General features: G+C 62.7%; 18 protein-coding genes and 1 pseudogene. 10 read left to right on the top strand and 9 right to left on the bottom strand.

Annotation, left to right across the window (positions count from 1 at the left end):
- Window positions 1-164: 164 nt before the first annotated feature.
- The 3 genes and pseudogenes from K3555_RS24795 to K3555_RS06780 form a co-directional block, all read right to left on the bottom strand.
- Window positions 165-662 (bottom strand): annotated as a pseudogene (locus K3555_RS24795) (hypothetical protein); the annotation flags it as partial.
- A gap of 218 nt (window positions 663-880) precedes the next feature.
- Window positions 881-1,684, bottom strand: coding sequence for a transposase (locus K3555_RS06785; protein WP_260008505.1), 804 nt, complete (start codon window positions 1,682-1,684; stop codon window positions 881-883).
- Window positions 1,685-2,148: 464 nt separating this feature from the next.
- A complete protein-coding gene (locus tag K3555_RS06780; protein WP_260007877.1) occupies window positions 2,149-3,564 on the bottom strand; it encodes a pyridoxal-dependent decarboxylase in 1,416 nt (471 codons plus the stop codon).
- A 235-nt stretch (window positions 3,565-3,799) separates the two neighbouring features.
- On the opposite strand from K3555_RS06780, the gene parE reads away from it, so the two are divergent.
- From parE to K3555_RS06745, 7 genes are all read left to right on the top strand, one after another.
- The gene (gene parE, locus K3555_RS06775; protein WP_260007876.1) at window positions 3,800-5,758 is read left to right on the top strand and encodes a DNA topoisomerase IV subunit B; all 1,959 of its coding nucleotides are present in this window, start codon (window positions 3,800-3,802) and stop codon (window positions 5,756-5,758) included.
- 110 nt (window positions 5,759-5,868) lie between these two features.
- Window positions 5,869-6,546, top strand: coding sequence for a hypothetical protein (locus K3555_RS06770; protein ID WP_260007874.1), 678 nt, complete (start codon window positions 5,869-5,871; stop codon window positions 6,544-6,546).
- 1,014 nt (window positions 6,547-7,560) lie between these two features.
- Complete coding sequence (locus K3555_RS06765) at window positions 7,561-8,325, top strand: hypothetical protein (protein ID WP_259991323.1); 765 nt, start codon at window positions 7,561-7,563, stop codon at window positions 8,323-8,325.
- Between the two features lie 29 nt (window positions 8,326-8,354).
- Window positions 8,355-9,011, top strand: coding sequence for a DNA-3-methyladenine glycosylase I (locus tag K3555_RS06760; RefSeq protein ID WP_260007872.1), 657 nt, complete (start codon window positions 8,355-8,357; stop codon window positions 9,009-9,011).
- An 18-nt stretch (window positions 9,012-9,029) separates the two neighbouring features.
- Window positions 9,030-9,710: a hypothetical protein gene (locus tag K3555_RS06755; protein ID WP_260007871.1), complete on the top strand. Its 681-nt coding sequence runs from the start codon at window positions 9,030-9,032 to the stop codon at window positions 9,708-9,710.
- Between the two features lie 149 nt (window positions 9,711-9,859).
- Window positions 9,860-10,294, top strand: coding sequence for a DMT family transporter (locus K3555_RS06750; protein ID WP_129370444.1), 435 nt, complete (start codon window positions 9,860-9,862; stop codon window positions 10,292-10,294).
- Window positions 10,295-10,379: 85 nt separating this feature from the next.
- Window positions 10,380-10,772, top strand: a complete 393-nt coding sequence (locus K3555_RS06745) for a hypothetical protein (RefSeq protein ID WP_260007870.1) — start codon at window positions 10,380-10,382, stop codon at window positions 10,770-10,772.
- A gap of 114 nt (window positions 10,773-10,886) precedes the next feature.
- Here K3555_RS06745 and K3555_RS06740 read toward each other — a convergent pair whose 3' ends face one another.
- From K3555_RS06740 to K3555_RS06730, 3 genes are all read right to left on the bottom strand, one after another.
- Window positions 10,887-11,204, bottom strand: a complete 318-nt coding sequence (locus tag K3555_RS06740; RefSeq protein ID WP_260007869.1) for a polymer-forming cytoskeletal protein — start codon at window positions 11,202-11,204, stop codon at window positions 10,887-10,889.
- Window positions 11,205-11,401: 197 nt separating this feature from the next.
- On the bottom strand, window positions 11,402-12,085 hold the full coding sequence (locus K3555_RS06735; RefSeq protein WP_259991314.1) for an ABC transporter ATP-binding protein: 684 nt from the start codon (window positions 12,083-12,085) through the stop codon (window positions 11,402-11,404).
- Window positions 12,078-13,364, bottom strand: a complete 1,287-nt coding sequence (locus K3555_RS06730) for a lipoprotein-releasing ABC transporter permease subunit (protein WP_260007868.1) — start codon at window positions 13,362-13,364, stop codon at window positions 12,078-12,080. Before K3555_RS06730 ends, K3555_RS06735 begins: the two co-directional genes overlap by 8 nt.
- Before the next feature lie 282 nt (window positions 13,365-13,646).
- Between K3555_RS06730 and K3555_RS06725 the strand changes: the two genes are divergently transcribed.
- A complete protein-coding gene (locus tag K3555_RS06725) occupies window positions 13,647-14,135 on the top strand; it encodes an HPP family protein (protein ID WP_260007867.1) in 489 nt (162 codons plus the stop codon).
- A gap of 23 nt (window positions 14,136-14,158) precedes the next feature.
- On the opposite strand, the gene K3555_RS06720 is transcribed toward K3555_RS06725, so the two are convergent.
- From K3555_RS06720 to K3555_RS06710, 3 genes are all read right to left on the bottom strand, one after another.
- Window positions 14,159-14,674, bottom strand: a complete 516-nt coding sequence (locus K3555_RS06720; protein WP_260007866.1) for a carboxymuconolactone decarboxylase family protein — start codon at window positions 14,672-14,674, stop codon at window positions 14,159-14,161.
- A gap of 133 nt (window positions 14,675-14,807) precedes the next feature.
- On the bottom strand, window positions 14,808-16,163 hold the full coding sequence (proS, locus tag K3555_RS06715) for a proline--tRNA ligase (RefSeq protein WP_260007865.1): 1,356 nt from the start codon (window positions 16,161-16,163) through the stop codon (window positions 14,808-14,810).
- Window positions 16,164-16,589: 426 nt separating this feature from the next.
- Window positions 16,590-17,639, bottom strand: a complete 1,050-nt coding sequence (locus K3555_RS06710; RefSeq protein WP_260007864.1) for an Ldh family oxidoreductase — start codon at window positions 17,637-17,639, stop codon at window positions 16,590-16,592.
- A 218-nt stretch (window positions 17,640-17,857) separates the two neighbouring features.
- Here K3555_RS06710 and K3555_RS06705 point away from each other — a divergent pair, with 218 nt between their 5' ends.
- Window positions 17,858-19,222, top strand: a complete 1,365-nt coding sequence (locus K3555_RS06705; protein WP_260007863.1) for an FAD-dependent oxidoreductase — start codon at window positions 17,858-17,860, stop codon at window positions 19,220-19,222.
- On the top strand, window positions 19,222-20,196 hold the full coding sequence (locus K3555_RS06700) for an isopenicillin N synthase family oxygenase (RefSeq protein WP_260007862.1): 975 nt from the start codon (window positions 19,222-19,224) through the stop codon (window positions 20,194-20,196). The genes K3555_RS06705 and K3555_RS06700 overlap by 1 nt, the downstream gene beginning before the upstream one ends.
- Window positions 20,197-20,304 lie beyond the last annotated feature (108 nt).

The raw sequence follows: 20,304 nt of genomic DNA, 5'->3' as shown, positions 1-20,304 counted from the left end.
TAGATCAACCTGGTGAAGCCATCAATGCGGGCGTTGAGCCCGAGGAATTGGTAGCACAGCGTACCGAGGACTCCATTCGCCAGCTCGGGCATGTCGGGTGGAACGCCCTCGAGATGGCGTTAGGAAAAGGCGGTCACGGCCTCGACACCGGTTGGTCGGACACGCCCAAATTCGCGCAACAGGCCGCGGATCATGTTCGCGACATGAGTTCTCAGGCGGACAACGAGTTCGCGGGTGCGGTGGACCGCCAGCAGCGCCTGCTGGTCTTCCGTCTTGATCTCGGCAAATCTCGTTCTGCGCCTTTGAACGATCCCCCGGATCGTTCAATCCGCTGGCGCGGACCAGCTTAAACTCGGGCGACGAACGGCTTCGCAGAGCGCCTCGGCATCCACCGCATCGGCCTTTCCCCGCTTCACATAAGGTTTGACGTAAGTCGCTGGCATCAGCCGGACATCATGGCCAAGCTTGCGCAACTCGCGCCCCCAGCGATGGGCAGAACCGCAGTCCTCCATGCCGACCATGCATGGCGGCAAGCTTTCAAAAAATGCCAGTAGATTGGCGCGCTTTATCTTGCGATAGAAAATCTTGCGGCCTGTCTCGGTAACTCCGTGAACCTGAAGAACATTCTTGGCCAGATCGAGACTTATGGTTTTAACTGTCATTGGGTGGTTCCTCTCCTAGCAGTTCATGACAACTGCACTATGGTGCATTGCGACGCCGGTGGAGCAGGAGCCATCCACTTCATCCGCAATCAGAAAACCCGCTGCTTCGCCGCAAAACCCTGCCGCAAGAGCGAAGGTTTTCTGCATGGGCAATAGCCGCACGGGCAAAAGTCCGGAAGGTCCGGCATCCTACCAGTTGGCAGCCGTGGTTTCGAAGGTTAGTAATCGTCAGTTGGAACGGGCCGTCGCGCAGGTTCGCCGGTCTTCAACCCCGCATTCATGATGACGATGAGCTTGCGCATGATTGCCGTGATCGCGACCTTTGCGGGCTTTCCACGTTCACGTAAGCGTCGCGCGCATGATTGCATCATGGGATCGTATCGCTGCGTTGACAGAGCGGCCATGTAGAGCGTGGATCTGACGTCGCGCCTGCCCCCGGAAATGCGGCGGTGGCCTTTCAACGTCCCTGAATCTTGGGCCTGCGGCGCAAGTCCAACGATGGCGGCTGCTTTACCCTTGGTCAGTGAGCCAAGCTCAGGCACATATGCTAAGCACGCCGCAGCCGTTTCGGAGCCTACACCGACCACGGATTTCAGCAAGTCCGACTTGCTCCGAAACCCGGGTGTTGATGATATCAGCTTGCCGGTTTGTTCATCCAGCTCGTTCATATCTTTGGTCAGGGCGCGGATATGGCGTTTCAAGGAGCGCTCAACGGCCCTGATTAGCCGGTTCTGTTCCTTGCGGATCATCTGGGCCAGGCCATCGCGACGCCGCCGTAGCCCACGTAGCTCGGCTGTTTCCGTCCCAGGCGGCTGCCAAAGGCGCAGATCCTCTGATTTTGCGGCAAAGAGTGCGAGCATTCTTGCGTCCACCTGGTCTGTCTTGGCTGACAATCCGGGATACTTCGCAAAGTACCGTGTCCGTGTGCCATGTGCGCGATGGACAGGCAGCTCCAGATCGACACAGGACTGAAGAACGTGCCGTTCATAGCCTCCAGATGCCTCGCAAACGACAAATGGGATGCCGCCTTTCCTCTTGTCTTGAGAAACCGTTTGATGGCCGTGACGCTGTTGGGACTTGTCACCTGCCGATCATCGGGCAAGCTATGCACCGTCAGACTGGCCTTCGGGACTTCGAATGCAATGACGTTGGTGCGGTCTGCCTCGCTGAAGTTACTGCTGATGTCGTTATCCTTGATTAGGCTCGGCCGCGAAGGCCCTTCTGCCGTTCGGATGGCCGGACAGATGTGACGGGCGGCAAGATATTTTGCGACCGTTGAGCAGGTCTTCCTCGGGTTGGCCTGCCCGCCACCAGCTTCCCGAATGGCCATCCGGGAAACCGACCGGCATCATCTTCTCAGAAGATAAAATAGAGGCAATGTCTTACGCATAACCCTGGGGTGAGGCCGGAAGGCCAAGAGGGCAGCGCCCCTTCTTGCAACCCAAAACCGCAAGAGCCCGCCGATAGCCCCCCCCGATCCGCCGAGTTAACCGGCAGCCTCCCGCGCCACTGCCGCGATTGCCGCCCGCACATCCGCCTCGCGGCTGCGGTGGTTGGTGATTGCCGCGCGCAGCATCACCCGGCCTTGCGAACGGGTGGTGGAAAACACCGCCTCGCCGCTTTCCTGCAGGGTCTGGGCAACCCGCGCGTTGACCTCGGATTGCGCCTCAGGTTCCAGATCGCTGCGCGCGGTGAACACGCAGACATTCGACACCACCGGCGCCCCCAGTGCCATATCGGGTTGCGCCTCAATTTGCGCCGCCATGTATGCCGCCAGCTCGCAGTTCCCTGTAATGGCTTCCGAAAACGCCGCCTCGCCATAGGTCTCCAACGCGGTCCAGACCTTTAACGCCCTATTGCCGCGGCTCAGATCAATGCCGTAGTCGCAGAACCACGGCTCACCGCCCGCCAGCCCGCGCTCGGCCCCCTCCAGATAGGATGGCCGCGCCGAAAACGCCGCCCGGTGCTCATCTTCGTTGCGCAGCAGCGCCATGCCGCAATCATAACCCACATACATCCACTTATGGAAATCCAGCGCAATGCTGTCGGCCCGTCCGATCCCGTCGGACAACGACCGCCAAGGCGCGTGCGCAATCCGCGTCCAGGCGCCGAAAGCCCCGTCCACATGCAGCCACAGCCCCAGATCCGCCGCCGCATCGGCCAGCGCATTCAGATCATCATACAGCCCCAGATCCACCGATCCGGCCGTGCCCACCACCAGGAACGGCACCGCCCCGGCAGCCTTGTCTTGCGCCACCATCGCCGCCAATGCCGCGCAGTCGATCTGTCCGCCAGCCAAGGGCACTCGGCGCAGATTGTCCGAGCCGATGCCCAGCAGCTCCACCGCCTTCAGCGTCGCATTATGCACACCCTCGCCCGCATAGGCCGTCAACCGCGCGTCACCCTGGCCGGATTTGCGCAAATCCTTCAGTACCCGCAGCCGGGCCGCCTGAAAGGCAATCACCGTCGCCTGCGAGGTGCCGGTCACCAGCAGCCCGCTGGCGCTGTCCGGCATCCCCATCTTCTGACGGGTCCAGTCCACCACGGCGCGCTCCATATAATTCGCACCGTGATCGCGCCCGCCCATATTGGCATTGACCGCCGCCGCCGCCATTGAGCTGATCAGATCCGTTGCCAGTCCCGATCCCTGCACCCATCCCCAGAACCGCGGATGGGTATTGCCGCCATGATAGGGCAGCACGTCGCGGATGATCCGGTCCACCGCCTCCTGCGGCCCCCGCGCCTGTGCCGTCACCGCATAGCGCGCATCAATATCCTCGGGCACCGGTTGCCAAGGGCGCTCCGCAGCCTCTTCCATCTGGTCCAGCGCCGCCTCCAGCATCCGCTGCGCCTCCGCCCGGAACGCCGCCCAGTCCTGCGTCTTGATCCCCTTGTCAGCCACTTGGCGGCCCTCCTCATGCCATTCGTTGGCCAAGGTTTAACTCGCAGGCTGTTTCCCTGCACGGGAAATATCGACGCAAGCGGATAACCGGAACTTACCTTCGGCGCAGTGAAAACAACCGCTCTCCGCCCGCCCCGGCCGCCTTATCCACAGCCCCATGCGCCCCTCTTCCACCCGGCCCCGACACCTGCCATAATGCCTCCCAATCAACACCAAGGAAGAGCAGTTTCCGCACATGGCCGACGACCTCCTCAGCACGCCTGCAGCCGACACCTATGACGCCTCCTCAATCGAGGTGCTGGAAGGCCTCGAACCGGTCCGCCAGCGCCCCGGCATGTATATCGGCGGCACCGATGAGCGCGCGCTGCACCACATGGTGGCCGAGATCCTCGACAACTCGATGGACGAGGCCGTCGCGGGCCATGCCAACCGTATCGAAGTCACCCTGAACGCGGATTATTCCGTCACCATCACCGACAACGGCCGCGGCATCCCGATCGACCCGCATCCCAAGTTCCCGGATAAATCCGCGCTTGAGGTGATCCTCTGCACCCTGCACGCAGGCGGCAAATTCTCCGGCAAGGCCTACCAGACCTCCGGCGGCCTGCACGGCGTCGGCTCCTCGGTGGTGAACGCGCTGTCGGATTCGCTGGTGGTGCAAGTGGCCAAGAACAAGGAACTGTTCGAGCAGCGCTTCTCCCGCGGCCTGCCCTTGGGACCGGTCGAAAAAATCGGCGCCGCCCCCAACAAGCGCGGCACTTTCGTGACCTTCCACGCGGATGAGCAGATCTTTGGCTCTCACCGGTTCAAGCCCAAGCGCCTGATGACCCTGGTGCGTTCCAAGGCTTATCTGTTCTCCGGCGTCGAAATCCGCTGGAAAACCCACATTGACGACGGTGAAACCCCGGCCGAGGCCACCTTCCACTTCCCCGGCGGGTTGCGCGACTACCTGAGCGAAGTCCTGGGCAAATCCTCGGTCTATGCAGACGCGCCCTTTGCCGGCAAGGTCGAGTTCCGCGAGAAATTCAATGCGCCGGGCTATGTCGAATGGGCGATCAACTGGACGCCCTCGCGCGACGGCTTTACCCAGTCCTACTGTAACACCGTCCCCACGCCCGAAGGCGGCACGCATGTGGCGGGCTTCTGGGCTGCGATCCTCAAAGGCATCAAGGCCTACGGCGAGCTGGTCGGCAACAAGAAGGCGGGCAACATCACCCGCGACGACCTAATGGCCGGCGGCTGCGCGCTGATTTCCTGCTTCATCGCCGACCCGGCATTCGTTGGCCAGACCAAGGACCGCCTGTCGACCGAGTCCGCCTCGAAAATGGTGGAAAACTCGGTCCGCGACCATTTCGACAATTGGCTGGCCGCCGACACCAAATCGGCCGGCGCCATCCTCGACTTCCTTGTCCTGCGGGCCGAAGAACGCCTGCGCCGCAAGCAGGAGAAAGAGACCCAGCGCAAATCGGCCACCAAGAAACTGCGCCTGCCCGGCAAGCTGACCGACTGCACATCAAAAGACCGCGCCGGCACCGAATTGTTCATTGTCGAGGGCGACTCGGCCGGTGGCTCCGGCAAGGGCGCGCGCAACCGGGTCAATCAGGCGCTGCTGCCGCTCAAGGGCAAGATCCTGAACGTGCTGGGGGCGGCCTCCAACAAGATCGGCACCAACGCCGAAATCCGCGACCTTTGCGAGGCGCTGGGTGTCGGCACCGGCACCAAGTTCAACCTCGACGATCTGCGCTATGACAAGATCATCATCATGACCGATGCGGACGTCGACGGCGCCCATATCGCCTCGCTGCTGATGACCTTCTTCTTCACCCAGATGCGGCCCCTGATTGACGGCGGCCACCTGTATCTGGCCTGCCCGCCGCTGTTCCGCCTGACCCAGGGCGCGCGCCGCGTCTATTGCCTCGACGAGGCCGAGCGCGACAAATGGCTGGAAAAGGGTCTGGGCGGCAAAGGCAAGATTGATGTGAGCCGTTTCAAGGGTCTTGGCGAAATGGACGCCAAGGACCTGAAAGAGACCACGATGGACCCGACCACCCGCAAGCTGATCCGCGTCACCATCGACGAGGACGAGCCGGGCGAGACCGGCGAGCTGGTCGAACAGCTGATGGGCAAGAAACCCGAGCTCCGCTACCAGTATATCCAGGAGAACGCGAAGTTCGTGGAGGAGCTGGATGTTTGAGGGGTAGATTCGTTGCTCGGGTCAAATCAGTATTTGAGTTCTGTACGATAACAACAAAACAAAACTGGCATATCTGGCTTACGTTTGCATATCTTGGAACGTTTGCTGGAGTGTTTTCCAAATATGCAGAGGCTGGCGGAACATTAAGCCTTAATGAACTTGGCGACTTCCTCGCTGGGTTAGCTGGCCCTGTGGCGTTATTGTGGCTTGTCGTAGGGTTTTTCCAGCAAGGTGCCGCCATTACCGTTCAATCAGGAGAGTTAAAGGCTGCGGTATTGCAACACAAAGCCCAAGTCGATGCCACCAATAAAATGGCTGATCAGGAAACACGCAAAACCAGGATTGAGTACTACAAGCTTGTGTCGGAAACCTCTCATGTTATTGGGGATTGCCGAAGCGAGCTCGGCCTCGAGAATAGAAATATCTCCGCTCTAAACCGTTTGCTCGGCATTGGTTTGTCTGAGGAGATTTACGAGGGGCTTTTTGCGGCTAATGCAGTAGGTGTTTTGGCTTCAAACACACCTAAACACGCCAAAAGAGAACTCCGTAATAGGTACGAAGAGCTATTTTCGCGGCACCAAACGGCGCAAAACAACTTAGACGATACGGCAGCAGTAAGTCTTGAGAAACTTGAGATTCTTTTCAAGTCTGCGGTTGCTCTACATGGAGAAGCGCACCTGCTCCTAAAAAACATTAAAGACTACAACAGGAAAGACGAAAAGCGACCTGTGAAGGTTGGCCCTTCTACCAAAGAGCTAAAGTCTACTTTGGATCAATCTCCACTTTAACCGCACGCAACTTTCCTGCCACCCTTCCACACAACAAGGCCCGCGCCTGACCTTGGGGAGGTGTTAAGCGCCTTCCCGGGGGGAGTTGAGACCGTCCCTGAAACTGTCCGGGGGACAGTTTCAGGTCGAAACGGGCGGAGCCCAATCAGGCGCGGGCCGTACCGCTGCGCGCCACGTCCCAGGTGGAATATTGCAAACGCCGTACTTTGATTTACACTGTTGGGTGCGAAGGGCTCCGCCTGTCCGAACCTCAAACGCTCTCCCGGAGCGTTTGCCGCTGCGCGGACCGGTTCGAACTCCCGGATGTAAAGTCAGGCGCGGGCCGTACGGCTGACGCCCCACATGCAAAGGGGCACACCGCCCTACCATTCACCTTTCTGAAAATACTCCCGCCCCCTGCCCGGCAGGCGGCTTTGCCGCCGAGAGGGGAGGCATCCCGCCGCTAGGTCTGCGACTGCCTGGGAGGCAGGCAGGTGCAGCGCCCCGGTCTTCAGGGCTCCGCCCGTTCGCAAGCGAAACCATCCCCCGGATGGTTTCCGGGCAGCTTGCTCACTGTTGCGCCAAACCCCGAACCACCGCACGCCCCGCTTTCCCCGCCTTAACCCCGCTCAGCCATACTCCAATGTGTCGCGACACCGGTGCGGACTGACACCCCGCACCAACAGGAGATACGGGAACCCGCCAGGACCACCCCCTCATCGGGGGCAGGGGTTTTCCGCAAACAGGAAGCTTTCAAGCGGACATGGGGTCTTGCGATCCCCATCCGGCCCTCCGCCACTGGCCCATCCGGGCTCTGGCGGCGCCGCCACTTCTTACCCGGCCAGATCACCCCGGCCACAGCAAGTAACGGCCCAACCGGCCCCCGGAACAGCATTCCACCCGGACCGGGATCCCCTCCCGCCCGGCCAAACCCATGCGCGCCGCCCGCGGCATGACGCTTGCGTGATGCCTGTTGCCTGAAACCCCTTTCTCTTCTTATGGTTAGGCAAGCCAATCACAGCAAAGAGACCGGGCATGAATTTCATCGCAAACAACCAGCTGCCCCTGCTATTGCTGTTCTTCCTCACCGGCCTTATCGGCACCATCTTCCTGTTCCGCAAACCGGCCGGCCACCGCGCCTGGAAACTGGCGGACCTCGTGTGGGTGGTGCTTGGCGGCTTTGGCGCGCTGGTGGCGGTGATCTCCGGCATTTACGCCGCCGACAGCTCAAAACTCGAACGCCAGATCGACATCGCCTATGCCGCCACAGCCGCCTTTGACCGCGACGCCGCCCGCTTCCGCCTTCGGTTTTGCGACCCTGCCTATGACGCCGACATCGCGGTCTTGTGCGAAAAGGTCGAATTCCTCTCTGCCTCCACCGCAGGCAACGCCGAACTGCCGCTGTTTATCGCGGTAACAAATGAGGTGGCGCCGCTGCAGGGCCTCAACTTCCTGTTCGGCACCGGCGGGGACGACATGGACGAGATGAAACACATGGAAGCCAAGGCCAGCGCATTTAACCCGGAAGCGTTCCTGGTCTTCACCTCGCTCGACGCCCCTGCCCAGGCCGCCGTCGACAACATGCGCCGCAAGGTTCCCGCCATCGCTGGCGACTACCTGATCATCGCGCGGGCCTATGACGACCTGATCACCCATGTGTCCAAGCTGAAGGACGAATGGGAATACCTGCAGGCCAATGCCCATATCCTGGTACTGCAGATCATCGCGCTGTGCCTTGTCAGCTTTGCCGCCCCCTTCCGCCTCGGCAAATCCATTGTCGAGCTGCGCCGCCCCCGCTAACCTCACCGGAACGCCACACCGGAGCCGCCATGCGATCCTTTGACGACATCCACGCCATCTCAGCAGACCGCCACGGCGGGCCGGAGGCGCTCGAGGAAAAGCTCGCCAAACCCGACCCCAAGGTCACGGATCTGCCCGAGGACCGCTGGCTCGCCACGATGACCAAATGCATCTTCCAGGCGGGCTTCAACTGGAAAGTGATCGAGGCCAAATGGGACGGCTTTGAGGAGGTCTTTCACGGATTTGACCCCGGTCCTTGCGCCTTTATGGCCGAAGAGGAATTCGACCGGATCCTGCAAGACACACGGGTTGTCAGAAACGGCGCCAAACTGGCAACCGTGCGCGAAAACGCCTCCCTGCTGATGGAGCTGCGCGCGGAGGGCGGCGCGGGCCAGGTGCTGGGCGGCTGGCCCTCCACCGACTACATCGGGCTTTTGGACATGCTCAAAAAGCGCGGCAGCCGGCTGGGTGGCAACACCGGCCAATACGCCATGCGCTTTGCCGGGCGCGACAGCTTCATCCTGTCCCGGGACGTCACCGCCCGGCTGATCACAGAAGGGGTGATCGACAAGCCCGCAACCTCCAAAACCGCGCTGAAATCCGTGCAGGCCGCTTTCAACACCTGGATGGAGCAATCGGGCCGCTCGCTCACCGAAATCAGCCGTGTGCTGGCGATGAGCTGCTGACCGGATGGCAATGCACACATGATCCGCGTCCTGCTTCTTGCCCTGCTCGCTCTCTCCGCCTGCGGCCGCCCGTTGACAGAGACCGAGCGCGCTTATCTGGCCGGGCTGCACGGGTCCAGCCTGAACGCCGGCAAGGTGCGGATCGTGCGCGGCGCACCTGTGGGGGCGGTCACCTTCCGCCGGATGCTGCGCCCGCGTGTCACCTGCCGCGAACGTATCCTGCCGCCGGTCACGGAGGAGGTCGTCACCTCCTCCCCCGCTGCGGTGGCCCTGTTCAACCGGATCTTCTTTGCCAGGGTCTGGTACACGGAAAATTACCTTCCGGACTACCCGGACAAGCTGCACCTGGTCGAGGCGATGCTGCTCGCACATGAAGTCACCCATGTCTGGCAATGGCAGAACCGCAAGCAAACCGGCTATTCGCCGCTGCGGGCTGCGGCAGAACACGGCCAGAACCGCGACCCCTATCTGTTCGATCTCGAGGGCGAACCGGATTTCCTCACCTATGGATTTGAACAGCAGGGCGCCATCATCGAGGAATACGTCTGCTGCCGCGCCCTGGCCCCGCAGGCGGCACGCACCCGCCGGCTGCACGGGATGCTGGCGGCGGCGATGCCGGTCAGCGCCCTGCCGCAAAACCGCGAAAGCGATGTCTACCTGCCCTGGAAGGACGCCGAACTGCGCGGCATCTGCGACTGACCCCGTCGTTTTCTTGCAATTAGCGCGGCCCCGGGAAATCAAATTTACCTCAAATTTACCAGGGCTGGAATCCGCGCCGCAACGTAGCACTTGTTTTGCCAAGTGAATTCCGGCCACAACTCTCGCAAGCAATCTTCAGGAGCCGCCCGATGACACAATACGCCCTCATCATGCTGGCCGCGGGCCTTGGCATCCCGGTGCTGGCCGCCCTGAATGCGGCCCTGGGCAAGCTGATCGGCTCCCCCGCCTCAGCCGCTGTGGTGCTGTTCCTGATCGCGCTGATTGCCACGATCCTCTATTGCCTGATTGTTGGCCCGCAAGCCTTGGCAAAAATCCCCGCCGCGCCCAAACACCTGCTGTTGGCAGGCGTTCTGGTGGCCTTCTACGTACTGTCCATCACCCATGTCGCGCCGCATTTCGGCGTTGGCAACGCGGTGTTCTTCGTGCTGATCGGCCAGTTGATTTCAGCTGCAGCCATCGACCACTACGGGCTGTTCGGCGCCCAGATCAGCCCCCTGACCCTGACCCGCACAGCCGGAATTTCGGTAATGGCGCTGGGGGTCTGGATCACCCAGATGGCGTGAAACGATCAATGGAAGTTCTGCAGGCATACCCGGAACACTCCGAACGCCCTTGCGCTTTATCTGACAACCGCCCAAGATTTCATCCATGGATCTGCCGCCCTGGATAAAAGAACCGGAAAACTCTCACCCGGACCGCATTCTGGCAATTGCAGATTGCATCTACCGGCTGCACTACAAAAAGGTGATTCACCTCACCAATGGGCCAATGCTCATCTTCGACAACTTATGCGCCGGACCTCTCCAACTTGCAGCAGAAGTTCTCCACCAATCCGGGTTTACGGAGTTTCAGGATGCGATCCAGCGGATGAGTGTGTTCACTTGCAGTCCAAGTGAATTCAAGTCTCTTGCCAACTCAGCGCAGGCACAAAAAGTCAGTTTGGAACGCGTCAAGACAGCAGTCATACGCCTGTCGGATGAAGGATTTGGTGCAACCGGCGAAATCGCATGCCTCGCTGAGAAACTGCAAAAAAACCAATGACCCTTCCCTCACTCGACCGCGACCCTGCGGGCCGCACACGGGCTGTACTTCACAGGGGCCCAAGCCAACAGGGGCCGAAGCCCCCAAAATCAAGCAAAGCACTGCCCGCCTGTTTTATGCCTTGCCGGTGATCTTGATGTTGCCTTCCACTTGCGCACCGCTTTCGGTGGCCATGCTTTGGGCAGACACATCCGCCTTCACCTGCGAGCTGGAGGCGAGCCGCAGGTCCTCGCACTGGATTCTGCCGCTGTAGGTGCCCTCAACGGTCACCGATTGCGCGCTCAGGGCGCCGTCAACCGTGCCGCCCTGATGCACTGTCACCGCCTGCGCCGAAAGATCCCCAACCACCCGGCCGCGGACTTCGACGCTGCCTTTGCTGGAGGTGATATTGCCCTCAACAGTCACATCTTTTTCGATAACGGAATTCACCACGTCTCAGCCCTTTCTGCGCATTCCCGGCCAGCCTAGCCTGCCAGCTCCGGTTTGAACACCTGATAGCAAACCCCTGCACCCGGCCATAGCCCGCTCCCGGCGCCGCCGGCAAGGTTCCGCCTGCCGCTGCCTGCCCCGCTTTCACCTTTGCGAAAATACTCTCGCCGAAGGCATTGCGCCGCCAAGGCGCAATTTGCTCACATGGCCACCAGCAACCCCTCCTGCAGCTTCACCTGCCGGTCCATCCGCGCAGCCAACTCCAAGTTGTGGGTGGCAATCAGCGCCGACAGGCCGGTGCCGCGCACCAGTTCCATCAATGCAGCAAACACCTGATCCGCAGTGCCGGGATCCAGGTTTCCCGTCGGCTCATCCGCCAGCAGCACCCGCGGCGCATTGGCCAGCGCGCGGCAAAAGGCGACCCGCTGCTGCTCACCGCCCGACAGCGCCGCGGGGCGGTGACCGGCGCGGCCCGCCAGCCCGACTGTGGCCAAAAGATCCGCCGCCCGCGCGGCTGCGGCTTTTTGCGAGGCCCCGTTGGCCAGCTGCGGCAGCACGATGTTCTCAAGCGCCGTGAACTCCGGCAGCAGGTGGTGGAACTGGTAGACAAACCCCACCTCCTGACGGCGCACACGGGTGCGGCGGCGGTCGCCCTTGCGGCTCACGTCCTCACCGGCCACCCGCACCTCGCCCGCGTCCGGCGTGTCCAGCAGCCCGGCGATATGCAGCAATGTTGATTTACCGGCACCGGAGGGCGCCACCAGCGCCACAACCTCCCCCGCCTGCAAGGTCAGATCGGCGCCGCGCAATACATCTACCTGACCGGGCGTGCCCTGAAGATAGGATTTGCTGATCCCTGTCAGCTCCAACGTCAGTTCACTCATAGCGCAGCGCCTCCACCGGGTTCAGCCGCGCCGCGCGGCGGGCCGGGAAAATGGTCACAAAGAACGACAGCCCCAGCGACAGACCAACCGCCGACAGCACATCCCCCAGCCGCAGCTCGGCCGGCAGCGCATAGATGCCGCGGATCGACGGGTCCCAGACGCCGCCACCCATCAGATAATTCACAAACGAGAAGATCGGATCGATATACAGCGCAAAAAGGCACCCCAGCAGCACCCCGAACAGCGTGCCCAGCACCCCGGTAAAGGCGCCGCAGATGAAAAACACCCGCATCACCGATCCTTCGCTGAGGCCGATGGTGCGCAGGATGCCGATGTCGCGGCCCTTGTTCTTGACCAGCATTATCAGCCCCGAGACGATGTTCATCGCTGCAATCAGCACCAGGATCGACAGGATGATGAACATCACATTGTCCTCGACCTCCAAGGCCCGCAGGAACCCGCCCGAGGCATCGCGCCAGGTCCACACGCCTGCGGTGCCGCCAGCTGCCCCCAGAATTGCAACCGCCATGGCATCAACGTCTTCCGGATCCTCCACCATCACCTCGATCTCATCCGCCGTGCCTTCGCGGTTGAAGAACCCCTGCGCTTCGGCAAACGGCAGATAAACACGGGTACGGTCGATGTCCCAGCGCCCGGCGGTGAAGACATAGACCACCTCATAGGCGTTGACCCGCGGGCTGGTGCCAAAGGCGGTCTTGACCCCGTTGGGCGAGATCAGCTTGATCTTGTCCCCGACCGAGACGCCAAGTTCCCGCGCCACACCGGACCCAATAGCGATACCATCGTCAAAGCGCGCCAGATCGCCCAGCGCCTCCGCGCTTTGGGCGACACCGGGGATGCCTTGAATATCAGCCGCTGAGATGCCGAACACCTCAACCCCTGCATTGCGCTGGCGCCGGTTTGCCATCACCTGGCCTTTGACCAGCGGGGCCGCGCGGGTCACGCCGGGCACGGCGGCCACTGTTTCAGCCAGCGCTTCATAGTCTTTCAGCGAGCGGTCCAGCACCCCGGATTCCGTCACCTCTCCGTAGGAATAAAGCGTCACATGCGCGTTGGCGCCCAGAATGGTGCCGACAAATTCCGACCGGAAGCCCGAACGTACTGCCAGCGTGGCAATCAGCGCAAACACCGCCAGAGTGATGCCGATGAGGCTGATCCAGGTCATCACGCTGACCCCGCCCTCGGCCTTGCGGGCGCGCAAGTACCGCCAGGCGATGATCCATTCAAATCGTGAAAACGGCGGAGGTGTTGTGGCCATGTGCTGTCCTGCCCGGAAATTTTGCTGCAACCTGTGCTGCCGGGGGCTTGGGGTCAAGATGTGGTTGCCGGCCCGGCCCTTTTTCCGCCGGCCGCAGCCGAAGCCGCAAATCTTTTGAGAAAAGATTTGCCAAGAGTTTTCCTCAAAACTCTTGGACGCCGGTCACAGGCTCCTCTGCCGGGCGTCACCGCAACGTGACTTGCCGCAAACGCCTATTGCCTTGCATCTGCGCCGTAAGCAGGGTGTACCGCGCTGGTTACGGTTTTTTTACGGGTGAGGACGATGGACAGATACTTCAAGCGCGCGCTGCCGCATCCGTCACCGCGGGCTGTGATCACCGCCGGGCTGGGTGCCTTTCTGGCAATTGCAGCGCTGTCGCTGCTGACCACCCATGCCAATCTGCTGCTGCTGATCGCGCCTTTTGGCGCCAGCTGCGTGCTGCTGTTCTCCGTTCCCGCCAGCCCGCTGTCGCAGCCTGCCAACGTAATAGGCGGCCACCTTCTGGCCGCTGCTATCAGCCTCGGGCTTAATGCCGTGCTGCCGGAAGCCTGGTGGGCACTGGCGCTGGCGGTGGGTCTGTCGATTGCGGTGATGGCGGCTTTGCGCCTCACCCATCCGCCTGCCGGCGCCAATCCGCTGGTGGTCTTTGCCACCGATCCCGGCCTGTCCTTCCTGCTGTTCCCGGTGCTGACCGGCGCGGTGGCGCTGGTGGTGATTGCCGCAGTGTTCCACAGTTTCTCGGGCCACGAATACCCCCTAAAACACGATTGAGCACAGCGGGCTGACGCAAAGACCTACCTCCCCCGGACCGCTTCCGCCATTGCAGCATAAGAGTCTATCAGCCCCTCTGCTGTGAGCCGAGGCTCCACTGCCTGTTCCGGCGCAGCCAGACCGGTCGCCTTGACGATGGTGTTGATAAAGCTGAAGACGCCGCAGACCTCCACCACCTCATAGAGCGCGGCCTCGCTCCAGCCCGAACTGATGGCGGCCTCAAAGGCCTGCGATATGCCCCCAGCCTCCCCTGTATGCAAAGCACCAGCATAATCCAGCAGAGGCCGGATACGGACCTGCGTTACCGCCGCCGGGCCGCAGAACACCTCCGAGAACAGGCTGTGGTAATGAACGCAATAGGCCACATTGTTCAGCCGTGAGACATGCGCCGCAATCGCCTCACGCTCGCCCCGCGACAGCGCGCCGCTACCGCTCATGATACTGTCCAGCAAGCGCAGCAACGGTTCGGAGTTGCGCGGAAAGGATGACAGCACATGCGTCAGCCCGCTGTTCGCTGCGATACCGCTGAAATTGGCCATGCCTGCTCTGCCCCCGCTGCTGTTCGAGGCAAGGCTAGCAGCCCAAGCGCTCTCTGTCAGCGCCCTGCCTGGCAAAGGAAAACCCCGCCGGCGGCGACTGGCGGGGCTACATACTTCAACCTGTCAGTCCGGCTCAGAAGCCGCGCCCCGTGGGGTGCGCCTTGTAGACCTGGGCCACCTTCTTCACTGCCTCTTCCGGGCTCAGCTCTTCGCTGTCGCCAGTGCGGCGCGAAGTGAGCTCGACCACGCCGTTTTTCAGCCCGCGCGGGCCGACAGTGATGCGCCAGGGCAGACCGATCAGGTCCATGGTGGCGAATTTGCCGCCCGCACGCTCGTTTCGGTCATCATAGAGCGGGTCCAGACCGGCAGCGGTCAGCGCCGCATAGAGCTGGTTGCAGGCCGCATCGGCTTCGTCGTCGCCCTGCTTGAGGTTGACGATGCCGCAGTGGAACGGGGTCACGCCTTCGGGCCAGATGATGCCCTTGTCGTCGTGGCTGGCCTCGATGATCGCACCCAGGAGGCGGGAAACGCCGATGCCGTGGGAGCCCATGTGGACCGGCACGTTCTTACCATCGGGGCCCTGCACGGTGGCGCCCATCGCGTCGGAGTATTTGGTGCCGAAATAGAAGATCTGGCCGACCTCGATACCGCGCGCCACCCGGCGGCGCTCCTCGGGGATCTGGTTGAACAGAGCCTCGTCGTGGGTCTCGTCGGTGCGGGCGTATTTGGAGGTGAACTCCTCCAGCACGCTCTGGCACTGCTCGACGCTGTCATAGTCGATCTCGCGGTCGCCGAAGGTCAGATCGGTGACGGCGCTGTCATAGAAGACCTCGGACTCGCCGGTCTCAGCCAGCACCAGGAACTCATGGGTGTCATCGCCGCCGATCGGGCCGGAGTCGGCACGCATCGGGATCGCCTGCAGGCCCATGCGCTCATAGGTGCGCAGGTAGCTGACCAGGTGGCGGTTGTAGGCGTGCAGCGCGTCTTCCTTGGTCAGGTCGAAGTTGTAGCCGTCCTTCATGTAGAATTCGCGGCCGCGCATCACGCCGAAACGCGGGCGGATCTCGTCGCGGAATTTCCACTGGATCTGGTACATGGTCAGCGGCAGATCTTTGTAGCTGCTGACATGGGCGCGGAAGATGTCGGTGATCAGCTCTTCGGCGGTGGGGGTGAAAAGCATGTCGCGGTCATGCCGGTCCTTCACCCGCAGCATCTCCTGGCCGTAAGCCTCATAGCGGCCCGACTCGCGCCACAGGTCGGCGGACTGCATGGTCGGCATTTGCATCGGGATGTGGCCCGCACGGATCTGCTCGTCATGCACGATGCTTTCGATCTTCTTCAGCACCTTGAAGCCCAAGGGCAGCCAGGAATAGATCCCGGCGGCGGATTGCTTGATCATCCCGGCGCGCAGCATCAGCCGGTGGCTGACGATCTGGGCTTCCGAGGGGTTCTCTTTCAGAACCGGCAGAAAATAGCGGGACAGGCGCATCTTGGCTCCATCGGTGATGTGGGTTCGAGTTCCCGCCCGGTTTAGTGGCTGATGGGGGTGCGGGCAAGAGGAGGATCCAATCGCGGTGTTCTGGATAGCAACTGTGTCAGGCTGTGCCCCTTGGGACGTGTGGCGCCAGCCGCACGGCCCGCGCCTGACCTTCCCCCCGGGAGTTCACGCCGGTTCCCGAAGGGGCAAACAGTCCGGCGGACTGTTTGAGGCGTGGACGGGCGGAGCCCTTCGCACCCAACCGTGCAATTCAAAGAGGGGCGTTGGCAGGATATTCCCTGGGACGTGAGGCGCTAGCCGCACGGCCCGCGCCTGACCTTCCCCCCGGGAAGGCGCATTCGCGCCTCCCCAAGGTCAGGCCCGGGCCTTGTGTTGCGAAACGGCGGCAGGAATGCACACCATTGATGTTAAGCCGGTTCAGAGTGAGACCTTCACCCCCAGCCCTTCTGCCAGCATCCGGATCTCTGCCCAGGTGGCTTCCGGCAGCAGGATCGGCTGCTGCGCATTCTCCATCCGCGCGTCCGCCTCGCGCTCGCCAGGGATCTCGACCCGGTCGAAGCCGGGCGCGGGCGGGCAGTTGCGGAACTCGTCCAGAATGCCCTCGGCGATCTCCTGCAGGCGGCTGGGTTCCTGATACAGGCTGCAATCCAGCGCCAGCATCAGCCAGTTGCATTCGGTGCTAACCGGCCCCAGCATCGCCTCGGCGATCATCTCAGCCGCCACCGACAGCGCATAGCCCTTGGCGCCGCCCGCGGTCAGGATGGCGCCGCCCCCGAAATAGGCCTCCGGGTCGGTGCTGGGGTTGCCGTCGCGGTCGATCAGCACGCCCTCAGGCAATTGCGCCCCGGCTATCCGAGCGCCATAGACCCAGCCCGCAGCCGCCTCAGAGGTGGCGAAATCGACGATCACCGGCCCGCGCCGCCCGCCGGGAATACCGATGGCATAGGGGTTGGTGGACATCAGCGCCTTGCGCCCGCCGTAAGGGGCGACCAGCCGCCAGGCCTCGCGCCCGCCGCCGCCGATGATGATCGCCAGGCAGCCCTGTTCGGCGGCATATTCGGCAAAGGCCCCCAGCCGCCCGGTATGGCCGGCCTCGGTCACAGCGATTGCCGCGATGCCGGTCTCCTGCGCCCGCGCGACCACATCGCGGATTGCAATCGACATCCCCGGAATGCCGATGCCGCCGTTGCCGGTGACGCTCCAGGCGCCGCGGGCGTTCTGCTGCAGCTCCGGGCGCACCCCGGCGGCCAGGTAGCCGCTGTCATAGTACCCGGCATAAGGCAGGATCCGCCACACGCCGTGGGATTCCACCCCCGACAGGTCCGAGTCCAGCAGATGTGCCGCCACCTCTGCCGCGATGTCCGCCGGACAGCCCTTGGCCGTCAGGATTGCCTCCGAGATCCGCCGCGCCTCCGCCTGCGGCAGTGCCACCCGCGGCGTGTCCCTGCTGTATTTGCTGCGCGTCATGGCGAATCATCCTCCCTGCCCTGCCCCTTGGCATCAGGCTACGGCTCCGGCAGGGCCCGCCGCGCCTGTTTGCGGCATTGCTTCCGCTTTCCTGCTTCCAGACCGCAGCGCCATGCCGCTTTCCTGCCATCATGGCGCAAAAGAACTTGAGCCGCTGTACAAGATTCGAAACTGTTACCGGAAACACCGCTCTCAGCAGCGACAAGGGAGAGACAGACGTGGCCAAAACAATCCTTGAGCCGGCGCGCGAAATACCGGTCATTCACGAAACCGAAGTGCTGGTTGTCGGCTCCGGCCCTGGCGGGCTGGCAGCGGCGCTGGCGGCAGCCCGCACAGGGGTGGAGGTAACCCTGCTGGACCGGTTCGGTTGTTTCGGCGGCAATATTACCACCGTCGGGGTCGAAGGCTTTGCCTGGTACCGGCACGAACAGACGGTCGAGGCCCATGGCATCGGCTGGGAGTTCGAGGAGCGCGCCAAGGCCATGGGCGCCGCGGTGCCGGAAAGCCAGTCGCTGTCCTATGAGCTGGACAGCGAGGGCTTCAAGCTGGTCGCCGACAAGCTGATCGAGGAGGCCGGCATCCACCCGATGCTGCACCGGGTGTTTGTGGCGCCGATCCGCGAGGGCAGCCGGATCACCGGTGTGATTGTCGAGAGCAAGGCTGGCCGCGAGGCAGTGCTGGCGAAACGGGTGATTGACGCGACGGGAGATGCTGACATTGCCCATATGATGGGCGCGCCGACCCTCAAGACTCCGGTCGAAGAAATGCAGGCGGCCAGTGTGATGTTCCACATCGCCGGCGTCGACAAGCAGAAATTCATGGAGGGCGTCAGGGCCGATCCGCAGACCTATGCCAACTGGTCCACTGGCGAATGGCAGGTGGAGACCTCGGGCAAGGAAGACGGCATGTTCTCGCCCTTTCTGGCCAAGCCGTTCGGGCAGGCGATCCGCGACGGGGTCATTCCGGCGCATCTCAATACTATCGGCGGCACCTGGGGCGCGGTGCATGACAGTGGCGAGATGACCTATATGAACCTGGTGCATCTGGCCGGGATCGACGGCACCGATCCCGACAGCATGACCAAGGGCGAGATCGAGGGCCGCAAACAGGCGATGCACGCGATTGACGCGCTGCGCGCCTATTCGCCGGGCTGCGAGGGCGCGCGGCTGCGCAATTTCGGGATGACCATCGGCATCCGCGACACCCGCAAGATCGACGCGCATCACAACATTACCGAAGGTGAGACCCGCAATCAGGGCCGTTTTGATGATACCATCGGCATTTATCCCGAGTTCATCGACGGCTACGGCGTGCTGATCCTGCCGACCACCGGGCGCTACATGCAGATCCCTTACCGGTCGATGCTGCCCAAGGGCGTTCAGGGCCTGCTGGTGACAGGCCGCGCCATTGGCGGCGACAGAATCGCCCATGCCGCCACCCGCAACATGGCCTGCTGCGCCGTTGCGGGACAGGGCGCGGGCATCGCCGCGGCGCTGTCGGTCAAGGCGGGCTGCGAGTTTGACGCGGTGGACATTACCGCCGTGCAAGGAGAGCTGAAGCGCCAAGGTGTGAGGATCCATTGATGCAGAGCATTCCCACCATCGACATCACACCGCTGCGGGAGGTTGGCCACCCGCAGCACCAGCAGACCGTCGCTGCTATTCTGGCCGCGGCGGAGGATATCGGGTTCCTCTCAATCACCGGCACCGGCGTCGCGCAGGAAACCGTAGAGGCGGTGCGGAACGCGGTGCAGGCCATCTTTGCCGTGCCGGAGAAATCCAAATGGGATCAGGCGATTACGCGGGGCAATTACCGCGGCTACATCCCGATGGGGTTTTTCACGCCCAATGACGGCTCTGGCACCGCAGACAAATACGAGGGCTATAAGCTGCATTACGAGGTGGCGGCGGATGATCCCATCCGCGCCGCCTGCCCGCTTTACGGCCCCAACCGCTGGCCCGCTGAAGTGCCGGAAGCGCGCGAGGTCATACTGGGCTACTGGGCGGAGCTGGACGGCGTCTTTCACCTGCTGCTGGGTGCTTTGGCCGAGGGGCTGGGGCTGAACCCGGCACAGTTTCGCGAGCCGTTTGAAACCCCGCTCACCAACATGTCGCTGCTGCATTATCCACCGCAGGCGCCGGAGGACGCGGGCTTTGGCATCCACCCCCACAAGGACACCGATGCGCTGACCATCATCGCACCCGATCCGGTGGGCGGGCTGGAAGTGCAGACCAAGGGCGGCGGCTGGATCACCCCGGACTGCCCGCCCGGCGGCTTTGTGGTCAATATCGGCGACATGCTGGAGCTGTGGTCCGGCGGGCGGCTGGTCTCCACCCCGCACCGGGTAGTGAACAATACCGGCAAAGAACGCTACTCCTTCCCCTATTTCGCGGTGCCGCGCCATGACGTGGTGGTGGCGCCGCTGCTGCCGCCGGTCGCGGGGTTTGACCGCCCCGCGGTGCATTGCGGCCACTGGTCGGCCGAGATCTGGCGCACTAACTGGCCGGATGAAGACGCGGGCGCCGATACGCCGGAACTGGGCACAATTCACAGCTGAGGGAACGCCCCGCCCCAAGGGGGCGGAGCGCCCGCCCACACCGTGAGGGCGGGCGCTGCCCGGCCTTCCGCCCGGGCGGAAGGCCTTTCCCGGGTTGCCCCCCGGTTG

Source organism: Leisingera sp. M527, from assembly GCF_025141525.1.
Taxonomy (GTDB): domain Bacteria; phylum Pseudomonadota; class Alphaproteobacteria; order Rhodobacterales; family Rhodobacteraceae; genus Leisingera.
Note: the sequence above shows the minus strand (reverse complement) of the source record. Positions and strands in the feature narration are given on the sequence as shown.